We start from the raw sequence: 3,010 nt of genomic DNA, 5'->3' as shown, positions 1-3,010 counted from the left end.
TTGGAGAGATATTTTGTCTTCCTAAGACCGCTTGGCCTCCGACTTACCCCTGTTTTCAGCCAACTTCATCCACAAAACACCCCCTTTTTGTGGACAACTCCTGTTTTCAATCCGCTTCATCCACAAAACCACCCCTTTTTGTGGACAACTCCTGTTTCCAGCCAACTTCATCCACAAAACACACCCTTTTTGTGGATGAACTTGCTGCAAAACCACAGTTTTACTAACTTTGTGAGCATCAACCTGAAACTTGGCAAGTTGCCATTACCACTTTAAGGTTGACTGACCAATACAAAAACAACTCCTATGAAACACTTCAAGCATCTCCTTCTAGTGCTTTTAGCATTTGTTACATTCTCATGCGATAAAGGCGAACAGGCAAACACAGAGCCTACTCCATCGCCAAAGCCAACAGACAAAATTGAACTGGCGGCGGGGACAGACCTCAACCCTGTAATTTCAACAGATGGAGGAACTTTAAGTGTAACCTTCAACGCATCAACAGCCTGGAGTGCCCAGGCGGTGAATGACCGTGCAGATGGCTGGTGCAGTGTCTCTCCTACCAGCGGAAACGCGGGGGCAGCAACAATAACAATAACCGCCAAAGCAAACACAGAACCTGAAGAGCGCTCTGCCTCTATAAACATAAAGGCAGGAACCGCTGCCCAAACCATAAAAGTTACTCAAAAACAGAAAGATGCACTAACCGTAACATCATCAACCTTTGAGGTTCCGGCTGAAGGAAAAGATATTAACATAGAGGTTAAAGCCAATATAAATATAACCTACAAGATTGACCAGCAATGTTCTGACTGGATCAAATATGTAAGCACAAAAGCGCTAAAAACCTCAACACTTACCTTTGCTGTATCCAAAAATGAGAATGTAGAAAAACGTGAGGGCAAAATAATCATAGGAGAAGGGGCACTATGTGACACAATAAAGATTTTCCAGGCGGGAGAAGCCCCATCAATAGTACTCAACAAAGATGAATACATAGCAAAATCAGTGGGTGAAACTTTTGCTATTGAAGTAGCCAGCAATGTTGATGTTACATACCTTATTGAATACACCAATGAAGATGGGACTCTAAACACTGATTCAGGAAACTGGTTGCAGGAGAGCAAGACCAAAGCAATGAGCACCAACACATACTACTTCACAGCGGCAACAAATGAAGAGTATGACAACCGCCAGGCAAGGATAGTTTTCACAAACAAAGAAAACAATCTGTCGGACACAATAAAAGTAATTCAAGAACAAAAGGATGGTCTTGTTATAGCAGAAGATTTGTACAATGTGGAATATACGGGAGGAAATGTAGATATTGAAGTTATGTGCAATATTGATTTTTCATACAAGATTGGAGCTGACTGGATTACTGCTGTAGAAACAAGAGCATTATCTAAAAAACATATAAACTTCTCAATTTCTGAAAATACAGGAGAAGTGGAAAGGTCTGGTTTGATTACATTCACTTCTTTAAATGGATCTCTTTCTCAAGTAGTACAAATCAATCAGAGATGTCAACCTGTAGAGCAAAACAAGACTACCGATGAAATTTGGTATACAACAATTGATAATGGTATTATAGACTTGAATAATATTGATTGGGGAAAAGATATAAACGTAGTCTCAAACACATATGAAAATGGCAAAGGTGTTATAAAATTAAATAATGAGATTACTAGTATTCCTAATTGGGCATTTAAAGGAAATAGTAAGCTATTATCTATCACATTGCCTGTGTCAATTACAAACGTTGGTGTTCAGGCATTTAAAGAGTGTGCCAATCTCAAATTTATACGTAATCTCAATAATGTTACTCAGATTAACGATGACGCATTTAAAAGTTGCGTGAATTTAAACTCAGTAGGTAAGTTATCAAATGTTGAAGAAATTAGAGGTAATGCTTTTAGCGAAAGTGGAATTACCACAATAGATGTTTCCAATAAATTGACATCTATAGGAGACAATGCATTCATGAATTGTAAAGATTTAACCATAATTGGTGATTTATCGGGTGTTGAATCAATAGGATCCAGAACATTTTATGGCTGTGGCATCACAACATTGAATTTATCCAATAAGTTAATATCTATAGGGGAATATGCATTTGAAAAGTGTGAAAATTTAACCTCCGTTGGTAATCTATCTAATGTCAAAATTATAAACAACGGAATATTCCGAACTTGCAGCAAATTGGAAAAAATTGAAGGCCTTTGCAATGTAGAAATTATTGGAAATAACGCATTTGACAGATGCGGCGTTAAAATCCTAACTTTTTCTGACAAATTAATTTCTATAGGTAATAGCGCATTCAGTGAATGCAAAAACTTGACAACTATAGAAAATGTTTCAAACGTTCAACACATTGGGAATGATGCTTTTCTAAGCTCTGGTATTACCACATTAAATTTTTCAAATAAATTAACCTATGTGGGTGATAAAGCATTTGCTTACTGCAGTAATCTTACTACAGCCGGAGATTTTTCAAACGTTGAATATTTGGGATATGAAGCATTTGCAAGAACTGGTATAACCACTTTAAACTTATCAGACAAGCTTACTTCTATAAAAGACGGGACATTTGACAATTGTATAAATCTTACCAATGTGGGAGATGTATCAAATATTGAAAGTATTGGAATTTGCGCATTTAACGGGTGCAGTATCACTTCTTTGAATTTTTCACAAGAATTAACATCTATTGAAGATGCAGCATTTGGAGAATGTAAGTATTTGACAACCGTAGGTGATTTGTCAAATGTAGCACAAATTGGCCGTAACGCATTTGACCGTTGCAGCAGTCTTACATCAGTAAATTTGACAAATAAAATATCACACATTGGAGATGGAACATTTTGGATTGTATTTAGAAGCCCAAAACAACCAAAAACAACCAGAAATAACCAAACATAAACCTTTAATTATCAATACTTTCTAAAATTTAACACTTTCAGGCTGCTTTTTGATGGTTCCCAAATTTCCACATATTTTTGAGACATAT

Annotated in this window: 2 protein-coding genes; both read left to right on the top strand. The window is 36.7% G+C overall.

Translation table 11 applies throughout. The annotated features are described in order from the left end of the window. Positions 1–227, top strand: a 227-nt coding sequence (locus ACKI2P_RS03830; RefSeq protein WP_407375174.1) for a hypothetical protein, incomplete at its 5' end; no start/stop codon positions are given. 79 nt (positions 228–306) lie between these two features. Further along, positions 307–2,922, top strand: a complete 2,616-nt coding sequence (locus tag ACKI2P_RS03825; protein WP_407375172.1) for a leucine-rich repeat protein — start codon at positions 307–309, stop codon at positions 2,920–2,922. Positions 2,923–3,010 lie beyond the last annotated feature (88 nt).

The sequence above is a fragment of the Methanobrevibacter sp. genome (assembly GCF_045541095.1).
Classification (GTDB): domain Archaea; phylum Methanobacteriota; class Methanobacteria; order Methanobacteriales; family Methanobacteriaceae; genus Methanocatella.
Note: the sequence above shows the minus strand (reverse complement) of the source record. Positions and strands in the feature narration are given on the sequence as shown.

What these genes read in the sequence shown, in the direction of transcription:
- ACKI2P_RS03825 (WP_407375172.1), top strand. Translation starts at nt 307, where the DNA reads ATGAAACACTTCAAGCATCTCCTTCTAGTGCTTTTAGCATTTGTTACA.